The 18,827-nt window shown below is 65.6% G+C and carries 17 protein-coding genes; 4 read left to right on the top strand and 13 right to left on the bottom strand.

All coding sequences use genetic code 11. The features are described from left to right. Positions 1-122: 122 nt before the first annotated feature. Positions 123-932 (top strand): hypothetical protein, encoded by an 810-nt coding sequence (locus RMO25_RS01830; protein ID WP_309660894.1) that lies wholly within the window; start codon positions 123-125, stop codon positions 930-932. 49 nt (positions 933-981) lie between these two features. Beyond that, a complete protein-coding gene (gene hutH, locus RMO25_RS01825; protein ID WP_309660893.1) occupies positions 982-2,490 on the top strand; it encodes a histidine ammonia-lyase in 1,509 nt (502 codons plus the stop codon). Here the strand turns inward: hutH and RMO25_RS01820 are convergent. From RMO25_RS01820 to serS, 8 genes are all read right to left on the bottom strand, one after another. Further along, positions 2,483-2,875 carry a DUF2147 domain-containing protein gene (locus tag RMO25_RS01820; RefSeq protein ID WP_309660892.1) on the bottom strand — a complete coding sequence of 131 codons (393 nt, stop codon included), beginning with the start codon at positions 2,873-2,875 and terminating at the stop codon, positions 2,483-2,485. The genes hutH and RMO25_RS01820 overlap by 8 nt on opposite strands. Before the next feature lie 129 nt (positions 2,876-3,004). Then, on the bottom strand, positions 3,005-3,418 hold the full coding sequence (locus RMO25_RS01815) for a hypothetical protein (protein WP_309660891.1): 414 nt from the start codon (positions 3,416-3,418) through the stop codon (positions 3,005-3,007). 152 nt (positions 3,419-3,570) lie between these two features. After that, a complete protein-coding gene (locus tag RMO25_RS01810; RefSeq protein ID WP_405051820.1) occupies positions 3,571-6,948 on the bottom strand; it encodes an error-prone DNA polymerase in 3,378 nt (1,125 codons plus the stop codon). Continuing rightward, positions 6,948-8,510, bottom strand: coding sequence for a DNA polymerase Y family protein (locus RMO25_RS01805; RefSeq protein ID WP_309660890.1), 1,563 nt, complete (start codon positions 8,508-8,510; stop codon positions 6,948-6,950). The genes RMO25_RS01810 and RMO25_RS01805 overlap by 1 nt, the downstream gene beginning before the upstream one ends. Beyond that, positions 8,425-9,072: a hypothetical protein gene (locus tag RMO25_RS01800; protein ID WP_309660889.1), complete on the bottom strand. Its 648-nt coding sequence runs from the start codon at positions 9,070-9,072 to the stop codon at positions 8,425-8,427. Before RMO25_RS01800 ends, RMO25_RS01805 begins: the two co-directional genes overlap by 86 nt. A 188-nt stretch (positions 9,073-9,260) precedes the next feature. Further along, positions 9,261-10,034: an alpha/beta fold hydrolase gene (locus RMO25_RS01795; RefSeq protein ID WP_309660888.1), complete on the bottom strand. Its 774-nt coding sequence runs from the start codon at positions 10,032-10,034 to the stop codon at positions 9,261-9,263. A 49-nt stretch (positions 10,035-10,083) separates the two neighbouring features. After that, on the bottom strand, positions 10,084-10,779 hold the full coding sequence (locus tag RMO25_RS01790) for an alpha/beta hydrolase (RefSeq protein ID WP_309660887.1): 696 nt from the start codon (positions 10,777-10,779) through the stop codon (positions 10,084-10,086). Between the two features lie 37 nt (positions 10,780-10,816). Next, a complete protein-coding gene (gene serS / locus RMO25_RS01785) occupies positions 10,817-12,076 on the bottom strand; it encodes a serine--tRNA ligase (protein WP_309660886.1) in 1,260 nt (419 codons plus the stop codon). Between the two features lie 87 nt (positions 12,077-12,163). Between serS and RMO25_RS01780 the strand changes: the two genes are divergently transcribed. Continuing rightward, positions 12,164-13,114 (top strand): DUF808 domain-containing protein, encoded by a 951-nt coding sequence (locus RMO25_RS01780; RefSeq protein WP_309660885.1) that lies wholly within the window; start codon positions 12,164-12,166, stop codon positions 13,112-13,114. Between the two features lie 4 nt (positions 13,115-13,118). Here the strand turns inward: RMO25_RS01780 and RMO25_RS01775 are convergent, their stop codons facing one another. The 5 genes from RMO25_RS01775 to RMO25_RS01755 all read right to left on the bottom strand — a co-directional run bounded on the left by RMO25_RS01775 (position 13,119) and on the right by RMO25_RS01755 (position 17,654). Beyond that, the gene (locus tag RMO25_RS01775; RefSeq protein ID WP_309660884.1) at positions 13,119-13,634 is read right to left on the bottom strand and encodes a flavin reductase family protein; all 516 of its coding nucleotides are present in this window, start codon (positions 13,632-13,634) and stop codon (positions 13,119-13,121) included. A gap of 29 nt (positions 13,635-13,663) precedes the next feature. Next, the gene (locus RMO25_RS01770) at positions 13,664-14,437 is read right to left on the bottom strand and encodes a phenylalanine 4-monooxygenase (protein WP_309660883.1); all 774 of its coding nucleotides are present in this window, start codon (positions 14,435-14,437) and stop codon (positions 13,664-13,666) included. Positions 14,438-14,656: 219 nt separating this feature from the next. Continuing rightward, positions 14,657-15,862: a hypothetical protein gene (locus RMO25_RS01765; protein WP_309660882.1), complete on the bottom strand. Its 1,206-nt coding sequence runs from the start codon at positions 15,860-15,862 to the stop codon at positions 14,657-14,659. Then, complete coding sequence (locus tag RMO25_RS01760) at positions 15,837-17,255, bottom strand: MBOAT family protein (RefSeq protein ID WP_309660881.1); 1,419 nt, start codon at positions 17,253-17,255, stop codon at positions 15,837-15,839. The genes RMO25_RS01765 and RMO25_RS01760 overlap by 26 nt, the downstream gene beginning before the upstream one ends. 138 nt (positions 17,256-17,393) lie before the next feature. Next, positions 17,394-17,654: a 4a-hydroxytetrahydrobiopterin dehydratase gene (locus RMO25_RS01755; protein ID WP_309660880.1), complete on the bottom strand. Its 261-nt coding sequence runs from the start codon at positions 17,652-17,654 to the stop codon at positions 17,394-17,396. An 83-nt stretch (positions 17,655-17,737) separates the two neighbouring features. On the opposite strand from RMO25_RS01755, the gene hppD reads away from it, so the two are divergent. Then, entirely contained in the window at positions 17,738-18,826 is a 1,089-nt protein-coding gene (gene hppD / locus RMO25_RS01750; protein WP_309660879.1) for a 4-hydroxyphenylpyruvate dioxygenase, read from the top strand. Position 18,827 lies beyond the last annotated feature (1 nt).

The following is an 18,827-nucleotide window of genomic DNA, read 5'->3' as shown; positions in this document are numbered from 1 at the left end:
CGCCGTCGATTGCGCCCGCGAACAGGGGCTGGATTTGCCGATGATCGGCTAGGTTGCCGGGGCTACTGACAAGCCAATATTCGTGATAGCAAGCGCGCGTTTGACCTCGGGGGAGGGTGACGATGCCGTATCGGAATGCCTATTGGTTCGTGCTCGCGCTGCTGGTCCTGACCTTTGTCGCCTTCTGGCCGTCCTACCTCAGCAAGCTTCCCGAGGCGAAACTCGCCCACCACTTTCATGCCGCCAGCGCCGTTTTGTGGACCATGCTCGCCATCGTCCAGAGCTGGTCGATCCACCACGATCAGCGAGCGTTGCACCGCACGGTCGGGCTGGCCGTGTTTGCCCTCTTCCCCTTGTTCCTGGTCGCCGGATTGTGGGTCATCCATGTCGAGGCGACGAGACTTGCCGGCGGCGTGGCCGATCCGGAGAATATGACCATCGCGCAATTCGGTTTCTTCGATCCGCTCGCCAACATCGGCTACGCATTGCTGTTCTGGGGCGGCCTTCGCTACCGCTACAAGGTGCAGCTGCACGCCCGCTACATGCTCGGCACGGTGATGTTCGTCGTCGCGCCGATCATTTGGCGCCTGCTTCGCGGCTACGTGCCGATGTTCAGCATAGATGCGCTGCCGTTCGACTATCCCTTCGCGCTCGGTAACGCCGGGGCCTGCGCCATTGCGCTCGCCCTTTACTCGCAGGCACCCAGGCATGGCCGGCCCTGGCTGCTGGTCGCGGGCATCATCGCTGCGCAGGCGATCCTTTTCTTGACCGCTGGCCGCTTGCCGGGTTGGGCGGCGATTTTCGCCAGCGTCGCCGCCATCAACCTGCCGTTCCTGCTGGTCACGACCGCAATCGCAAGTGTCGGCATCGCCTGGCATGGCTGGGTCGCCGGCGCGCGGCCAGTCGCGCCACGGGCGGCCGCCACCGCATAACGGTTGTCCGGCTGGCCCGCGCCGCTCGAATCTCCTAGACGCGGCGGCGATGAGCCTTTCTCTCGATCCTAACGCGATATCCCTCGCCACCCTGCGTGACCTGTGGTCCGGCGCCCCCGCCCGCCTCGACGACGCCTCGATGAGCCGCGTCGCTAACGCCGCCGCCTCGGTCGAGCGCATCGTCGCTGGCGGCGAGACTGTCTACGGCGTCAACACCGGCTTCGGCAGCCTTGCCAACACGCGCATCCCCGACGACCGCCTCGCCGAGCTTCAGCGTAACCTCATCCTCTCGCACAGCGCCGGTATTGGCGATCCGCTGCCGCGCCACGTCACTCGCCTGATGATCGTCCTCAAGCTGCTCGGCCTCGGCCGCGGTTTTTCTGGCGTCCGCCCCCTGATCATCGACGCGCTGCAAGGCCTGCTCGACCGCGATGCGATGCCGCTGATCCCCAGCCAGGGCAGTGTCGGCGCCTCTGGCGACCTTGCCCCGCTCGCCCATCTGATTTCGGCGCTGCTGGGCCACGGCAGCATCGATGTCGCCGGCACCATCATGCCCGCCCGCGCGGCGCTGCAGAAACTCGAAATAGAGCCGCTCGAGCTTGGCCCCAAGGAGGGCCTCGCGCTGATCAACGGCACCCAGGCCTCGACCGCGATCGCGGTCGATGCCTTGTTCATGGGCGAGCGGGTGTTCGCCGCCGCCATTGCCGCCGGGGCGCTGTCGGTCGACGCCTTGAAGGGCAGCATCCGCCCGTTCGACCCGCGCATTTCCGAACGTCGCGGCCAGCCCGGCCAGATCCGCGTCGCCGCCGAAATCGCCGGCTTGCTCGACGGCAGCGCGATCCTCGCCAGCCACGGCCGCTGCGGCAAGGTCCAAGACCCCTACAGCTTCCGCTGCCAGCCGCAGGTGATGGGCGCCGCGCTCGACCTCCTGACCCACGCCGCCCGTACCCTGACCATCGAGGCCGGCGCCGTCACCGACAACCCGATCGTCTTTCCGGACGAAGACACTGCCATCTCCGGCGGCAATTTCCACGCCCAGCCAATTGCCTTCGCCGCCGACATGATAGCGATGGCGCTGTGCGAGGTCGGCAGCATCTCCGAGCGCCGCACCGCTGTGTTGGTCGACCCCAAGATGAGCGGCCTGCCCGCTTTCCTGGTCGAGGATTCGGGCGTCAATTCGGGCCTGATGATCCCGCAGGTTACCGCCGCCGCTCTGGTCAGCGAGAACAAAGGCCTCGCTTATCCGGCCAGCGTCGATTCGATCCCGACTTCGGCCGGGCAGGAGGATCATGTCTCGATGGCCCCGATCGCGGCGCGCAAAGCTTGTCAGATCGCCCGCAACGCCGCCGGCGTCGTCGCCATCGAGCTGATTGCTGCCGCCCAGGGCGTCGACTGCCACGCCCCGCTCGAAACTTCGTACACATTGCAGGTCGTCCACGCCAAGGTCCGGGCGCTGTCGCCCTATCTCACCACCGACCGCTACTGGGCCGACGAAATCGCCGCGCTCCAGGATGCCGTGCTCGCGGGGGTGATTGGGGAGTCCGAATTCCTTAGCTAACCCGCGTCCAGCGCTGGGTTTTGCACAGGAAGCCCATGAACGCGCAGCCCTTCACATCAAGGCCGTCGTCGCCAACCAAACGGATGGTCGCGGTGCCATGGAGGCCTCGTTTGGGGTCGAACGCCCGACCCTTATAATCGCCGTGGCCGGCGGGCTTGAGCCCGGTCAACAAGGTTGCCCCGACCAGTTCGGCAGTCCCGCCTTTGCGAGCGGTGTCCTTGGCCTTGTCGGACGCCCAAATGATCTTGCCGCAATAAGCGGTGCCGCAGGGCACGATGTGGATAATCACATTGTGCTTGGGGTTGGTCCATTGGCCTTCGATTGGCGCCGCCGCAGCGGCGGCCGCGGTCGCAAGCAAGGCGAGGCCGGTCAAAATTCGTTTCATGCGAGTCCGTGTAGCCGCGATTTGTGGCGGTAATGGTGCGCTCAGATTGCGCTCAGATGAACGCGCTCGGCGAATCGTTGCGCGGACGCGGGGAGCTGAGGGGCGCGACCGAAGCCGCGCCCCACATCCTTATTTCTCGCCGACAAACGCCAGATATTCGGCCGCGGTCATCGGGCCGCGCACGAAGGTATCGGTGTGGCTGGCCAGGTATTTGCGCAGCTCCAGCCCGCCGCGCTTGGTGTTGATGCCCATTTTCTTGCCGGCGGCGTCGAACGCGTCGTCTTGCGCCGGCGTGTTCGCCGGATAGATCACGACATAGTCCCAGCTGTCGCCGTCGGTGTGCGCGTAGAGTTGACCCTTGGCGATCCCGGCGGCGGCCGAGATGCGATCCTGCTGGTCGAGCCACTTCAGGAAGTCGCCCTGCTGTCCCGGCGCGCAATGATAGATGGAGACTATCGCCTTGTCGTTTGGCTGGGCCGATGCCGGTGCGGCAAACGCCATGGCGAGTGCGGCCGCGGCCGCGGTGAGCGTGATGAAGCGCATGGATATTCCCCCAAGTGCGGGACTTGCCCGCGTGCGGCCTGTCGATTGGCAGGCCGGCTGCTCCGATCACCAGAGACGCGACTCATGACGAGAGCAGCGCCTTCACTAAATCATGTTGAATATGGATTGGCGAATCTGTCCGGACTGGCAGCTCAATGAAAATCGCGGCTCTTGGGGATGACGTCGACATCGCGTGGATGCGTGTGCGTTGGCGGGCGCATGGCGCCGGGCGCGTCGCCGCGGGACAGCGGCGCTGCGACGATATCCTCGCTCAAATGCCGCAGCATCACCGTGTCATCCGTCAGCCGGCGCGCGACAATGTGGATCACGCCCTCCTCGCTCTGCACCACCCCGCGCACCGCCATCAGCCGCGCCCCCATGACGATTGTGCGCTGCTTGGCGAATACGTCGGGCCACACCACCAGATTGGCGACCCCGGTCTCGTCCTCGATGGTGATGAAGCACACGCCCTTGGCGCTGCCCGGCCGCTGGCGGATTAGCACCAGCCCGGCGATTGCCACGGTCTTGCCGTTGCGCAAGGCGGCCAGGTCGCCGGCGGTAACGAAGCCGCGCCCCGCATAATGCGCCCGCAAAAAGTGCATCGGGTGCGCCTTCAACGACAATCGCACCGTCTGGTAATCGTTCACCACATGCTCGCTAAGCGGCATCGCCGGCAGCTGCGCGATCTCGGCCTCGGCGCCCTCGTCGCGCGCATCCGCCGCCGCGAACAATGGCAAATCTGGCGCCGGTTTCAGCGCTTTGGCGTCCCACAGCGCCGCCCGCCGATCGAGCTTTATCGACCGGAACGCGTCCGCCGCCGCCAGCCGCTCGATCGCCTGCACCGGCACCCGCCCGCGCACCCGCACATCCTCGACACTTGCATAAGGCCGCACCCCCCGCGCCGCGACCAGTCGCTCGGCATCGGCAACGCGCAACCCCTCGACCTGCCGCAGGCCAAGCCGCAGCGCCAACCTCCCCTCCCCTTGATGGGGAGGGGTAGGGGTGGGGTGACGCTGGACATCGAACGCAGCGTGGGCGGAGACGCCACCCCCACCCAACCCTCCCCCATCAAGGGGGAGGGCTTCTAAAGTGCATTCCCAATCCGAATGGTTCACATCCACCGCCCGCACCTCGACGCCATGTTCGCGCGCGTCCCGCACGATCTGCGCCGGGGCGTAAAACCCCATCGGCTGGCTGTTCAGCAATGCGCACGCGAACGCCGCCGGATATTTCCACCGGAGCCAGCTCGACACGTAAACCAGATGCGCGAAGCTCGCCGCGTGGCTCTCGGGGAAGCCATATTCGCCGAAACCCTTGATCTGGTCGAAGCAGCGCTGGGCGAAGTCGGGGTCGTAGCCGCGCTTGACCATCCGCCCGACCATCTTGTCCTGCAGCAAGGCGATATTCCCCTTCGAGCGGAAGGTCGCCATCGCTTTGCGCAACTGGTTGGCCTCGGCCGGGCTGAACCGCGCCGCATCCAGTGCGACCTTCATCGCCTGTTCCTGGAAGATCGGCACGCCGAGCGTCCGCCCGAGGATCTTCTCGAGCTCATCGGCCGGGCCATGCTCGGGCGCCGGGCAGGGGAAGGTCACCGGCGCCTTGCCGCTGCGCCGCTTCAAAAAAGGATGCACCATGTCGCCCTGGATCGGCCCCGGGCGGACGATCGCGACCTCGATCACCAGGTCGTAGAAGCAACGCGGCTTCAATCGCGGCAGCATGTTCATCTGCGCTCGGCTCTCGACCTGGAACACGCCCAGCGAATCGCCCTGGCACAGCATGTCGTAGACTTCGCTTACCTCGGCCGGGACGGTCGCCAGCTCCCAGCGTTCGCCATGATGCGCGGTGACCAGGTCGAAGCATTTGCGGATGCAGGTCAGCATGCCCAGCGCCAGCACGTCGATCTTCAAAATGCCCAGTTCGTCGATGTCGTCCTTGTCCCATTCGATGAAGGTGCGGTCGTCCATCGCGCCATTGCCGACCGGCACCGTCTCGGTCAGCAACCGCTCGGTGAGGATGAAGCCGCCGACGTGCTGCGACAGATGGCGCGGCATGCCGATCAATTGCTCGGCCAGCCGGCACGTCCGCCGCAGGTGCGGATCGCTGAGGTCGAGCCCGGCGTCGCTGGTCCGCTCGGCCACGGGCTCCTCGCTCATCTGCCCCCAGATGGTCGAGGCGAGCGCGGCGGTGGTGTCTTCGGACAGGCCCATCACCTTGCCGACTTCGCGGATCGCGCTGCGCGGGCGGTAATGGATCACGGTCGCGGCGATGCCCGCGCGGTGGCGGCCATATTTGGCGTAAATGTGCTGGATCACTTCCTCGCGCCGCTCATGCTCGAAATCGACGTCGATGTCGGGCGGCTCTTTCCGCTCCTCGCTAATGAAGCGTTCGAACAGCAGGTCGCTGGTCGCCGGGTCGACCGCGGTGATGCCGAGGCAATAACAGACCGCGCTGTTGGCCGCCGACCCGCGCCCCTGACACAGGATCGGCGGGTCGAGCCCGCGCGCGAACGCGACGATCTCGTGGACGGTCAAAAAATAACGCGCGAAGTCGAGTTTCTCGATCAGCGCGAGCTCGTGGCGGAGCTGTTTGCGCACTTTTGGGGCGATTCCGGCCGGCCACCGCCCGCGCGCCCCGGCCCACGTCAAATGCTCGAGATGCTGCTGGGGAGAGCGCCCTTCCGGCACTGTCTCTCGCGGATATTCGTAGCGCAATTCGTCCAAGCTGAAATTGAGCGCATCGGCAAATTCTCGTGTCGCGGCAATGGCTTGCGGCCAGCGATCGAACAATCTTGTCATAGCCGCGCAGTTCTTCAAATGCCGCTCCGCATTGGCGTTCAAGAGATAGCCCGCATCGGCGATTTGGACCTTTTGGCGGATGCAGCTCATCACGTCCTGCAGCGGTCGCCGATCCGGCGCATGATAATGCACGTCGTTGGTCGCCAAGATCATGGCGCCATTGGCCTTCGCCATCCGATCCAGCCGCTCAATCCGCGCCGCATCGTCGCCGCGATAGAGGTAGCTCGCCGCGACATGACGCAGTGACGGCAAGGCTTCCCGCAGTCGTGGCAGCTCCACTTCAAAATTATCCGCTGGCCAGGCGATGAAGGCGATACCGTCCGCATGGTCCGCAACATCGGTCAGGCTCAGTTCGCACTCACCCTTCTTCGCCCGCATCTTGCCGAGGCTCAGCAGCCGCGACAGCCGGCCATAGGCTGCGCGGTCCTGCGGATAGGCCAGCAGGCTCGGGGCATCGACGAGGTCCAGCCGGCAGCCGATCAGCGGTCGCAAGCCCGCTTCCTTGGCCGCGCTGTGCAGGCGAACCACCCCGGCCAGCGTGTTGCGGTCGGCGATGCCGATCGCGTCCATGCCGTGGCCCAGCGCCGCGAGCACCAGCTCGATCGCGTCCGACGCGCCGCGCAAAAAACTGAACGGGCTGGTCACGCCAAGCTCGACGAACGGCGCCGGCGCAATCGCCTCGATCGGCCCATCGCGGACCAGCATCTTCCGCGCAAAGCTGCTGGTTTCGGGCATCAGCCGAACAGCCCGTGCAGATACCAGGCGGGCGCCCCGCCGCGGCCATCGCCAATCACGCCCTCGCGGTAGATCCAGAAGCGGCGGCCGCTGGCGTCCTCGACCCGATAATAATCGCGCAGGCGGCACTTCGACGGCGCCCGCCACCATTCGGGCGCGATCCGCTCGGGCCCTTCGACGCGGTCGATGTCGTGCACCACGCGCCGCCACACGAACCGCCGCGGGACGCCTTCAGGGGTCGCATAAATCACCGAGATCGCTTCCGGCCGGTCGAGCAGGCGCTGGGGTCTTGCCGTCATTGCGAGCGAAGCGCGGCAATCCAGTTTCTTTCCCCGTTTCTGGATTGCCGCGTCGCCTTCGGCTCCTCGCAATGACGAAACAGCATTCACCCAGTCGCTCGCTTGCTCGGGCAGATGGCTCTCCCGCGCCCTCGGTCGCCGCACCCGCTCAGGCCCCAGCTTGACGCACAACCGGTCGATCAGCCGGGCGATGTCGCGCGTCCCGGATAGCGCCTCGACCAGACTCTCCTGGGCCGCGCCCAGGGTTTCGGTCCACTCCGCCTCAAGTGCGAAGGCGTCGAAGCCAAACTCGGGATCGAGCGCCGCCGCTTTGTCGGCGAGCAGGCGCTGAAGATGCTTCGCCTCGCGGCTGGGGATCGAGGTAGCGACGCTGGCGACGGCCATGCTGCCATCGACCCGAAAACCGATCAGCATCAGCCGCCGCGCGCCGAGATGGCGCTGCTCCAATTGCCCGACGAGGTTAGGGATCAGCTGCTCGAGCGCCTGCGCCGCGGCCTCGGGATACGTCGCCGGCTCCTCGAGCCGCAGCAGGCTGCGTGGGCACGGCTCGCAGGCGGTTGCGATCAATGGCTCGGGCTTGCGGCCCAGCGCGCGGTCGAGTGCATCGAGTGGATTGTCCGCCTCGCGAAAGCGGCGGGCCAGCGAACGCCGCGGTACGCCAACCAGCGCGCCGATGGTCTTGAGCCCAAGCCGCTCGAGGGTTCGCACCGACTGCGGGGAAAGCCGCAGCGCGGCGACGGGCAGGGGAGCGAGGAGCACAGCAAGCTCCTCTCCCCTCGCGGGAGAGGGGCTAAACCGCGCCAGCGCCCACGCTGCGGCGGGAGTTGGTGCGACCGCAGCGCGGCTCGACAGACCAAGCGCGGCGAAGCGCCTTCGCACATCCTCAACCAGCGCTGCCTCGTCGCCAAACAGATGTGCGACGCCGGTGATATCGAGCCGCAGCCCATCGCGCCCGTCGATCTCGACCAATGGCGACCAGCGCGCGGCCCAGCGCGCCAGTCTTCCGACCAGTGCCGCGTCGCCCGCCAGATCGGCCGGGACATTGATCAGGCTCGGGTCGAGCGCCCGCGCATCGGTCAGCCGGGCGCCGACGCGAGCACCGCTGTGCGCCGCCGCTTTGGTCACCGCCGCAATCACCAGGCCGTGCGTGCCCTCGACCGTGAGGGCGACGGGCGCGTCAGGCCCTAAGTCGTTGGTCTTCGCCCAGCGCTCGATCGCCAGCTGCGGCCACCAGACGGAAAGGATCCGCTGCCCCGCCGTCATGGGCGATGCTCCACCGTCCCGGGGCACTCCCACGCGCTCGAAACAGCTCCGCGTCCCAGGCTGGCGCTCCCGGCGCGCGTGGGTCGAATGGGTGGGTCAAGCTCGGCGCGCTCGCCACCCGCCAGCGCATCCGCGCCCCGCTCAGATTGGCCGAGCCGCCCAGCCGCACCAGCCAGGCCGGCACGCCAGACCGCTCGGCCGCGACCGCCAGCCGCCGCGTCGCGGTGAAATCGAGGCTCGCCGGGTCGCCCCACAACTCGCCGATCACGGCCGCCAGACCCGGGCACCTTAACCCTTCCTCCATCGCCCACAGCGCCGAACGGGCATCGCGCGCGGTGACGTGAATGAGGTCGCCAAGATTTCCGCCAACCCCGCCGAGGCCAGGTGGATAAATTCGCCCCGCTTCAAGGATCGCCATCCGCTCCTGCACCCACAGCAGCGGCTTTCCGGGCTCAACCTGGGCCAGCAGGAACCCCGCCCAGCCAGCGTCGCGCGGGTGGCCGGCGAACAATTCGAACAGCGTTGGACCAAGTGGCCGAGGCAGGCTCCAGCCCTCGCCCAAACCCTGAAGGATCGGGCGTTCGACAGCCGGCCCAAAGGGCGCAATGAACCCTCCGCCGGCGACCAGGGAAAGACCTCTCGCCACACGACTCGCAACACTTTGTTCTAGTTTTGTTCTTATACTCCGAGTCCGCGGCAAGGAGTCAATGGCCAGCGATTTCACCCCGAACTACCTCGAGGGGATCACCGTCAAGCGGCGATGCTTCCCATGACCGGCGGCCGGCCTTCGACCTCCGTCAGGAAGCTGCGGATCTCCGCGACCATGCGGCTCAGCGCCGGGCGATGGACCGCAAAGCCGGTATGGCGAGTGTCGATTTCGACCGCCTTGTCGACCTCATGGGCCAGGCCCCGGGCCGCGCTCGGGGCGACGATCCCGTCGCGCCTCGACCACAAGGCCAGGAACGGCACCGGCGGCTTTCCGGCCAGCCGCTCGAACGGCGGCTGGTTGACGTCGTGGCCGGCGATCTTCTCATAGAATTCGCGGACGTTGGTGTTGGTCTTAAGGTCGCCCGAAAAGGGCGAGCCGAGCGTCACCACCGCGCGCACCTTGTCGGGGTGGCGGAAGGCCAGCTCGCGCGCGAAAATCCCCCCGAGGCTCCAGCCGACCAACAACAGCTTGCGTCGATCGCGCAGCGCGTCGAGCCTTTCGCCGAGCAGCTCAAGCGTGTCCGCCTTGGCCCCGCGATTGAGCCCCAGCAGCCACGGGTGGACGCGCCAACCGACCCGCGCCAACGCCCGGCGTAGCTCCATCGTCGTTCGGTCGGTGGCGAGAAATCCTGGGATGACCAATGCCGGCGGCCCGTCCTCGGGACCGCGCGGAGTGAGTGGACCGAGCCCCGACAGCAGCCGCGGCAGATGCCAGACCACCTCAGCCAAGCGGCTCCAGCCCGACGGCGCGAGGTCGTCGCGACTGAACCGATCTGGCGCCGGGCCGAGCGGCGCGGGGGTCCGTTCCCACTTCATGTCACTGAAAATGGGGTATTTACGTTACCGAAACAAGAATGGTTGCCGATCAGGACTCATTTTTGAGGAAGGTGTCGATTTCACGCACCACCTGACGGACCGTACGGCTCGACACGCCGAACGCCATGTGGGTGCAGCGCAGCTCGACCTCCTTGTCGCGTTCCTCCTCGAGCCCGCGAGCGGCTCGCACCGCGACGATCCCGTCACGCCGCGACCAGATGGCGAGGTGCGGCACCGGTGGCTTGCCGGTAATCCGCGGGATCGGCGGCTCGTCGACCTTGTGCCCGGCGACCCATTCGTAAAGCCGCCAGACATTGTTCTGCTTGGCATCGCCCGAGAATGGCGAGCCGAGTGTCACCACCGCTCGCACCCTGTCGGGAACGGCCCGCGCCAGTTCGCGCGCGAACACGCCGCCGAGGCTCCAGCCGACCACGAGCACCGGGCGCCCACCGCTCACCTCGTCCAGCCGCTGCCCGAGCCGCTCGATCGTGTCGGCCTGGGCGCCACGGTTCCAGCTCATCTTCCAGCCGTGAACCCGCCAGCCGCCATCGGCGAGTCCCTTGCGCAGCGCCATTGTCGTCCGGTCAGTGGCGATGAAGCCGGGAATGACCAGCGCCGGCGCGCCATCCACCGGCCCGCGCGGCCCGAGGCGCCCGAAGCCGTGCCAGAAACGGGCGAACAGCCAGGCAAATTCATGCATCCGACGCCAGTTGGCCGGCGGCCGGTCGTCGCCCTCCCAGCTCATCCATTGGGCCCCATCAAAGTACCACTTTGATGGGTAATCAAAGGAACTCGCTCCCCATCAATTCCTGCAGCGCCTTGGGCAATCGCACGCGGCCGTCCTCGGTCTGGTGATTCTCGAGCAACGGCACGAGGATCCGCGGGGACGCCAGCGCGGTATTGTTGAGCGTGTGCGCAAACCGCACCTTGCCGTCGGACCCTCGGTAGCGAAGGTTGGCCCGCCGCGCTTGCCAGTCGTGCAGCGTCGAGCAGCTGTGGGTCTCGCGATACTTGCCCAGGCTTGGCACCCAGCTCTCGATGTCGTTCATGCGAAACTTGCCCAGCCCCATGTCGCCGGTCGAGGTTTCGACTACTTGATAGGGGATTTCGAGTGCCGCCAGCAGGCTCTCAGCAAGGGCGAGCAGCTTCGCGTGCCATTCGGCCGACAGCGCTTCGTCGGCTTCGCAGATGACATATTGTTCGACCTTGACGAACTGGTGGACGCGCAACAGCCCGCGCACGTCCTTGCCGGCGCTGCCCGCCTCGCGCCGGAAGCACGGCGAGGACCCGGCATAGAGGATCGGTAGCTTGTCGGCGTCGAGAATCTCGCCTGAATGGAGCGACGTCAGCGCGACCTCGGCGGTCCCGGCCAGCCACAGATCGTCATTGCCCAGCTCGTAGGTCTCGTCGCGGTGGCCGGGGAACTGCCCCTGGTTGAGGAACGCCTGCTCGCGGGCCAGCGCCGGCACGGTGATCGGCGTGAAGCCCGCCCCGGCGATGGTTTCCAGCGCCCAGGCCATCAGCTTCGCTTCGAGCAGCGCCAGGCGCCCTTTCAAGCAGTACATGCGCGACCCCGACACCTGGGTGATCCGTGACAGCTCGGCCCAATCATTCTGTTCGATAAGCGCGACATGGTCGAGCGGCTCGAACCCGAATTTGGGCGGCTGTCCTTCGGTACGGATGACGGTGTTGGCGCTTTCGTCCGGCCCGATCGGCGCTCCTTCCCATGGAATTCCCGGCAGTCGGAGCATCATGGCCTTCAGCCCCGTCTCCTGCTCGTCGAGCCTGGTCTCCAGTTCACCGGCGTCCGCGCCCGCCTGCTTGGCTTTGGCGCCCAGTTCGGCTTTTTCTTCGGCTGTCGCGCTCTGGAATTGCGCACTGATCGCGTTGCGCTCCGCCCGGAGGCCCTCGATTGTGGTCTTCAGCCCGCGCACCTCGGTCTCAACTGCGAGCAGTGCATCGAGATCGAGCTCCACGCCCTTGTCGCGGATCGCGCGTTCGACCGCCTCGCGGTTGGCCTTGATGAAATCCATGCCCAGCATGGTTGCGGCAGTGCGATAAAGCGGCGCCAAGGGCAAGCGTGTGCCAAGGCATTGCCGGGCGCCGTGACTTTCGCCAAGGCGCAGTCCATGCCGTCCGGACTCATCGCCCTGCTCGACGACGTCGCCGCGATCGCCAAGGTTGCGGCCGCCTCGATTGACGATGTCGCCGGTGCCGCCGGCAAGGCCGGGACCAAGGCGGTTGGCGTGGTGATCGACGACACCGCGGTTACGCCGCGTTATGTGACCGGCCTGTCGCCCGATCGCGAGCTGCCGATTATCGCCAAGATCACGCTGGGCAGCCTTAAAAACAAATTGCTCATCATCCTGCCTGTGGCCCTGCTGTTGGCGGCGTTCGCGCCGTGGGCGATCACGCCGTTGCTCATGATCGGCGGCTCCTATCTCGCGTTCGAGGCGACCGAGAAAATCGTCGAAGTCCTCACCGGCGACCATCATGCCGAGGAAGAATTATTCGAAGCCGACACGCTGGCGGAACTCGAGGCGCGCCAGGTCTCGGGCGCCATCCAGACTGATTTCATCTTGTCGGCCGAGATCATGGCCATCGCGCTGGCCAGCATCGAATCCTTGAGCATCGCTATGCAGGCCGGGGCGCTGGTGCTGGTCGCCATCGCCATCACTGTCGGCGTCTATGGCGTGGTGGCGATCATCGTGAAGCTCGACGATATTGGCCTCCACCTCGCCCAACGCCGCGCCGCAGTGACTCGGGCGATCGGCCGCGGGCTGGTTGAGGGCGTGCCCAAATTGTTGACAACATTGTCCGCCGTTGGGACCGCGGCAATGCTGTGGGTGGGCGGCGGAATCCTTCTCCACGGTATCGAAGACCTCGGACTGGAGAGCTTCCCCCACGCGGTCGAGGAATTGTCCACCACGATCGCGCATCAGTTCGGGCCATTGAAGCCGATCATGGATTGGCTCGCCAATGCGATTGCGGCCGCGATCGTCGGGCTGCTGATCGGCATCGTGCTGGTCGTGATCGTCCGCCAGTTCACCAGCCACCCGGAAGAACTGATCGTCGACTGATCGCCTAGTCGAAGTGCAGCCGGCGATAACTGCCGCGGAAATACAGCAACGGATCGAGCGACGGGTCGAAGCTCGCTTTGAGCACATGCCCGACCAGCATGTGATGGTCGCCGCCGTCGTGGACCGCGTGGCGCTCGCACTCGAACACGCTCAGCGAATCGCCGAGCACCGGCGCGCCATATTCGCCTGGTGACCAGTCGTTGGGGCCGAACCGGTCCTCGTCGCGGGTCGAAAAACGAATCGAGGCTGGCTGCTGGCCGGTCTGCAGCACATTAACGGCAAAATGGCTGGCCTCGGTCAGCGCCGGGGCGCTCGCCGCAAGTTTGTGGACGTTGACCAGCAGCAGCGGCGGATCGAGCGACACGGACGTGAAGCTGTTGGCGGTAATCCCGAACGGGCAGCCATCGGCATCGAAGCAGGTGACGACCGTAACCCCGGTGGCAAAGCAGCCGAGCGCATCGCGCAGCGTGCGCTGGTCGGACCCGGTCCGGTATTCGCTGGTGATCGGCTTATCGGCCATCGTCGGCGAGCTATACAGGCCGCGCCCGCTCACTCAATCGCCAGCAGGTCATCGGCGCGGGTGCCGAGGATCTCTTCGACCGTCGATTCAACCGAGTCCGACACCAAATACAGCGGCTGGAAGACATCGTTGCGGTAGGCGGTGCGGACCGCGCGGGGCACTGAAAACGGCAGCCGCTCGACCGCGTCGCTTTCGAGGCTGAAGTGCGCCTCGCCGAAGCTCGATGCCAGGCCAGCGCCGAGGATCTTGAGCTCGCCGCCCTCGCGAGCGAGGCCGAACTCGACGCTGTGCCAATAGATGCGGGCGACCAACTCGCCATGCCCGGCGGCGATGGCCGCTCCGCCCAAACGCCCGACATGCTCGACCATTTTGGCGAAATCATCGTCCGCCAGCATCGGGATGTGGCCGAACAAATCGTGGAAGCAATCCGGCTCCTCAAGATAATCGAGTTGTTCGCGCGCTCTGATGAAATTGCCGACTGGAAACACGCGCTCGCCAAGCATGGCGAAGAAGATGTCGTCCGGCACCAGCCCGGTCACAGCCACGGTCCGCCACCCCGTGCGCGGCTCGAGGATAGCATTGAGTTCGTCGAGGTCGGGCACGCCCGGGTGGGACAGGCGCAGCAGGTCGATACCGTCGAGAAATGGCGTCACCACCCGCGAGCCGAGCAGTTCGACCTGCCGGGCGAACAGCAAGTCCCACACCGCATGGTTTTCGGGCGTGAACGCGTCCCAGCATTGGGGAACGACATAATCGCGCCAGCCTCGGGGGTGGTCTGTGGTGGCCAGGGCTCTGTGCAGCATCTTTCGTCCTTTCGGGCACATTAAAAAACCCGCCGAGCGGAGGCTAGGCGGGTCGAGGTGGGTGTCTGTCGCGCGTGCGTCAGCCGGTCCCAACCTCGTCGGGATAATAATAGCCGCGCGCCGGAACGCGGAGGTTGGCAATCGGGGCGGGCGTGCAGGGCATCATGTCTTCTTTATGCGATGTGCCGCCTGAACGCCAAATGTCCCGCGTTCGATCCTTCAATGCTGTCCCGGCGGTACACAGTCGTCGCGAGTCAGCGGCGGCGGCGCGTCAGCCCGCAACCTGAGCCGCGGCGTCAGCGCGGCCAGCCGGCGGACATAGGCGTCGGTGAACACGGTCGCGCAGGCGCGGCTCAAATGCGACCATTCGGGCATGATCAAATGGTGCACGGCCGGCGGCAAATCGTCGTTGTGAATGCCGATCGCGTGGGTATTGCGCAGCAGCATAGTCCAGCCCTTGGCCTTGGGCACTTGCGCTTCCTCGTTGACGCGTAGGTGAATATCCGACGGCGGGCGAATGAACACCACATCGCCTCCGCGGGCGCGGATCGTTGCGACCGCGGTGACAGCGCGCGCCTGGCCCTTGGCGATCAGCTGGGGCGTGTAGGGAAACTCTTCCTTGAATCCTTTCCATGCGAAGCGCGCGTGAGCCCGAACTCGCGGATCGGTAACCACCTTCGGCCACATATGAGTGGCGCGATGTTCGCCGACTTCCTGGACTTTCCAGACATCGTCGTAGGGCCCGTCGACGCCGTGGCGAAAGCCGGGGTCGAGCCGCGCCGCGACCACGCTGAGGCGATGATTGCTGTCGAGATAGGCGAGCCGGCGCTGGAGGGCGTGATCGAGCACGGCCGAGGCCCGTTTGGCTGGCGATTCATACTGGGTGCGCTTGTGGATGTAGCCGCCGTAGCCGTCGAACGGCTGGAAGAACATCGTGTCGGACAGGCCGACGATCAACAAACCGGTGAACTTGGGGTTGGATGCGACGTCTTCGAGCAGGGTCAGCGCGCTGGTGCCGTGGATCGCCAACTGGATCGGCCGCACTCCGGTCAGCCGCTCGAAACGGTCGAGGTCGGTGTCGAACAAGATTCGAGAATCGCCGACGATCGCCGCCGCTGCGCCGGCCGAGCGCATGCGCTCGTTGGCCCAGTCGACCTCGCTGTTGTCGAGGTCGCCGGCGTGGAGGCCGATCCGCCGCGCATTCCATTCGAGCGCGGACAGGCCGACGAACAACGCGACGACGGCGGTCAGCGCCAGCCGGCCCCACGGCTGCTTGGGAATGTCGCGAGTCGGCACCGGTTGCGCCTGTCCTGGGCGGTCGGACGCGGTCAGGCGCAGGCCGGCCGGCAACGCCCCTTCGCGGGCGAGGACGCCCGTCGGCTTCGACTTGCCCGGCGACTTAGAACTGGAAGTAGATGAAGGCACTGCCCGTCCCCTGTTCCGCGACTACCGCCACCGCCATTGCCGCCCACGCCGTCCCCACCGCCCACGCCGGCGTCCGCTCGATCGCGATTTCGAGCGTCTTGTCGCGCATCGCCCAGTGGGTGCCGACGATTCCCGTGACGATTGCCAGCGCATAGGCCATCGGCAGCGCGCCGATCATGCCGATCGGCTTGACCTGGAGCCCGGCCATCGAGCGCAGCACCGTCGCCGCGCCGGTGAAATCATGCGCCCGAAAGAACACCCAGGTGATGTTGATCAGGACAAAGGTCAGCGCGCCGATCATTACCAGGCAAAAGCGGCCCGGCTCGAAGCCGGCGAAGCGGGTCTTGAGCCAGCGCTCGGTCGACAGATAGAGTCCGTGCAGTCCGCCCCACACCACGAACGTCCAGTTGGCGCCGTGCCACAGCCCGCCAAGCAGCATCGTCCCCATCAGCGCGGCGTAGGTTCGCGCCACGCCATGGCGGTTGCCGCCGAGCGGGATGTAGAGATAGTCGCGCAGCCAGCTCGACAGCGTGATGTGCCAGCGCCGCCAGAAATCCGAGAAACCGATCGCCGCATAAGGGAAGCGGAAATTGTCGGGCATGGCGAAGCCCAGGCACATCGCGACCCCGATCGCGGTCGTCGAATAGCCAGCGAAGTCGCAGAATATCTGGCCGCTGAAGGCCAAGGTCGCAACCCACGCGTCGAGCGCCAACGGCACGCCCTTGTGCGCGTCGTAGACCTTTTCCACCACCGGCCCGAGGAAGCCGTCGGCCAGCACCACTTTCTGGAACAGCCCGAGCGTGACCAACGCGAGCCCGAAATAGATCTGGTGGGCGGTCGCGCGACGCGGCTGCTCGAATTGCGGGACGAGTTCGGTCGGGCGCATGATCGGCCCCGCCACCAGGTGCGGAAAGAAGGTCACGAACAAAGCGTAGTTGAGGAAGCTGCCGGCCGGTTTCGACCGCCGCAGATAGACGTCGAGCGTGTAGGACAGGGTGGCGAAAGTGTAGAAACTGATCCCGACCGGCAGGACGATATCCCACTTCGGCGGCTGGTAGATAATGCCCAGCGAGCCGACGAGTTCGACGAAGTTTTGAAGCAAAAATCCGCCGTATTTGAAATAGCCGAGCATGCCGAGATTAACGACTACCGACGTGATCATCCACGCCCGGCGCGTTCGCTCCGATTTGGCGCGGACCATCGACTGTGCCGCCCACCAGTCGACCACGGTTGAAATCCACAGCAGGATGACGAACGGCGGGTTCCACGCGGCGTAGAAGATATAGCTGGCGAGCAGCAGGTTGATCTTCTTTTGGCGCCACGAAAATGGCGCGTTGTGCAACGCCAGCACAATCGCGAAAAAAACCAGGAAGGTCAGGGAATTGAAGATCATCTGGCGGGCTTCCCCGCGCGCCACGCCTCACCCATGCACTGCTCCCCCAAGCGGTACGCCAACTGACCGGAACTACTCAGCGCCCGGCGCACAAATCCATACAGGCGCTTCGACCAGACGCAAGCGCGCGTCTGACCTTCACTGCTTGGCGAGTTGGTTGATCGCCTCGGCTAGTTTCACGTCGCGCTCGGTGATCCCGCCCGCGTCGTGGCTGGTGAGCCGGAAATCGACGCGGTTCCAGACGCTGGTGAATTCGGGGTGGTGATCGACTGTCTCGGCGTGCAGCGCGACCCGGGTCAGGAACGCGAATGCCTCGCTGAAATCCTTGAACTTGACGCTGCGGACCAGCGCCTTGCCGCTCGCGTCCAATGTCCAGCCGGTAGGGGTCGGTTCGGTCATCGTGCCGCTATGGACCGCTCGCCCAATCTTGCAAAGCGCGGCTCCCAAGCGCAGGGAAAAGCCCGAAAAGAGGAGAATTGGCCATGGCCACCGCGGTCGCCGAAAAAAGCCCCCTGGGCCTTGAGAACCCGATGGGCACCGACGGGTTCGAGTTCGTCGAATATGCCGCCCCTGACCCGGAGCTGCTGCGCGACCTGTTCACCAAAATGGGCTTCCCCGCGGTCGCTCATCACCGGCGCAAGAACGTCACCCTCCACCGACAGGGCGACTGCAATTTCATCATTAATGCCGAACCGGGCAGCTTCGCCGAGGATTTCGCCGCCATTCACGGCCCGTGCGCCTGCGCCATGGCGTTCCGGGTCAAGGATGCCAAGGCCGCGCACGACCGCGCCATGACCCTCGGCGCCGTCGACATTCAAAATGATGTCGCCGACGGCGAGCTGGAAATTCCGGCGATCGAAGGCATCGGCGGGTCATTGCTCTATCTAGTCGACCGCTACGGCGACAACGGCAGCATCTACGACGTCGACTTCGAATTCTTCCCCGACTGGCGCGAGCGCGAGGCCAGCCACGCCTCGCATTTGACCTACATCGACCACCTCACCCACAATGTGAATCGCGGACGGATGTCGCACTGGGCCGAATTTTACGAAAAGCTCTTTGGCTTTCGCGAAATCCGCTATTTCGACATCGAGGGGAAAGTCACCGGCCTGTTTTCCAAAGCGATGACCAGCCCGTGCGGCAAGATTCGCATTCCCTTGAACGAGAGCCAGGACGACAAGAGCCAGATCGAGGAGTTCCTGCGCGAATATAAGGGCGAGGGCATCCAGCACATCGCGCTCGGCAGCGACGACATTTACGCCGCCGTCGACACTCTGCGGGAACGCGGCATTCCGTTCCAGGACACGCCCGAAACCTATTATGAGATGCTGCCCGAACGCATCCACGGCCATGAAGAGTCGATCCCCGAGCTCAAGTCGCGCGGTATCTTGATGGACGGCGCCCCGACCGAAGGGCAGGGCCTCTTGCTGCAGATCTTCACCCAGAACGTCATCGGCCCGATCTTCTTCGAAATCATCCAGCGCAAGGGCAACGAAGGCTTCGGCGAAGGCAATTTCAAGGCGCTGTTTGAGAGCATCGAGCTTGATCAAATGCGGCGAGGGGTCATCTAAC

This window comes from Sphingomonas sp. (genome assembly GCF_031361285.1).
Lineage (GTDB): Bacteria > Pseudomonadota > Alphaproteobacteria > Sphingomonadales > Sphingomonadaceae > Sphingomicrobium.
This window is presented reverse-complemented; position numbering and strand designations above follow the sequence as displayed.

Bases quoted from the DNA above. Each gene is read 5' to 3' on its own strand.
- RMO25_RS01830 (WP_309660894.1), top strand. From the start codon at position 123: ATGCCGTATCGGAATGCCTATTGGTTCGTGCTCGCGCTGCTGGTCCTG.
- hutH (WP_309660893.1), top strand. From the start codon at position 982: ATGAGCCTTTCTCTCGATCCTAACGCGATATCCCTCGCCACCCTGCGT.
- RMO25_RS01820 (WP_309660892.1), bottom strand. From the start codon at position 2,875: ATGAAACGAATTTTGACCGGCCTCGCCTTGCTTGCGACCGCGGCCGCC.
- RMO25_RS01815 (WP_309660891.1), bottom strand. From the start codon at position 3,418: ATGCGCTTCATCACGCTCACCGCGGCCGCGGCCGCACTCGCCATGGCG.
- RMO25_RS01810 (WP_405051820.1), bottom strand. From the start codon at position 6,948: ATGCCCGAAACCAGCAGCTTTGCGCGGAAGATGCTGGTCCGCGATGGG.
- RMO25_RS01805 (WP_309660890.1), bottom strand. From the start codon at position 8,510: ATGACGGCGGGGCAGCGGATCCTTTCCGTCTGGTGGCCGCAGCTGGCG.
- RMO25_RS01795 (WP_309660888.1), bottom strand. From the start codon at position 10,034: ATGAAGTGGGAACGGACCCCCGCGCCGCTCGGCCCGGCGCCAGATCGG.
- RMO25_RS01790 (WP_309660887.1), bottom strand. From the start codon at position 10,779: ATGAGCTGGGAGGGCGACGACCGGCCGCCGGCCAACTGGCGTCGGATG.
- serS (WP_309660886.1), bottom strand. From the start codon at position 12,076: ATGCTGGGCATGGATTTCATCAAGGCCAACCGCGAGGCGGTCGAACGC.
- RMO25_RS01780 (WP_309660885.1), top strand. From the start codon at position 12,164: ATGCCGTCCGGACTCATCGCCCTGCTCGACGACGTCGCCGCGATCGCC.
- RMO25_RS01775 (WP_309660884.1), bottom strand. From the start codon at position 13,634: ATGGCCGATAAGCCGATCACCAGCGAATACCGGACCGGGTCCGACCAG.
- RMO25_RS01770 (WP_309660883.1), bottom strand. From the start codon at position 14,437: ATGCTGCACAGAGCCCTGGCCACCACAGACCACCCCCGAGGCTGGCGC.
- RMO25_RS01760 (WP_309660881.1), bottom strand. From the start codon at position 17,255: ATGATCTTCAATTCCCTGACCTTCCTGGTTTTTTTCGCGATTGTGCTG.
- RMO25_RS01755 (WP_309660880.1), bottom strand. From the start codon at position 17,654: ATGACCGAACCGACCCCTACCGGCTGGACATTGGACGCGAGCGGCAAG.
- hppD (WP_309660879.1), top strand. From the start codon at position 17,738: ATGGCCACCGCGGTCGCCGAAAAAAGCCCCCTGGGCCTTGAGAACCCG.